General features: G+C 58.5%; 1 pseudogene. It reads left to right on the top strand.

The features are described 5' to 3' along the window. Positions 1 to 202 (top strand): annotated as a pseudogene (locus tag HMPREF2756_RS11310) (hypothetical protein); the annotation flags it as partial. Positions 203 to 241 lie beyond the last annotated feature (39 nt).

The raw sequence follows: 241 nt of genomic DNA, 5'->3' as shown, positions 1-241 counted from the left end.
GCAAAGCAGCCCCAGCGAGGCGGGAGCTGCTTCCGGCATCGTCAACACCGGCCACCAAATGGGTGCTACCACGGGAGTTGCCGGACTTACCGGTCTTCTCGTGTTTAGTCCGCACTATTCGACGCCATTGACTGTTTCGGCCATCCTCATGGTCGTAGCACTGCTCGTCATGCTCGCCGCAACACGCAAGCTCGAGAACTAATATGGCTCTTCCGAGTTGAGTGTGGGTGACCGGGTGTTG

It is taken from the genome of Rothia sp. HMSC067H10, from assembly GCF_001810635.1.
GTDB classification, from domain to species: domain Bacteria; phylum Actinomycetota; class Actinomycetes; order Actinomycetales; family Micrococcaceae; genus Rothia; species Rothia dentocariosa.
The sequence above is the reverse complement of the archived record's forward strand: the minus strand, read 5'-3'. Positions and strand labels throughout refer to the sequence as shown.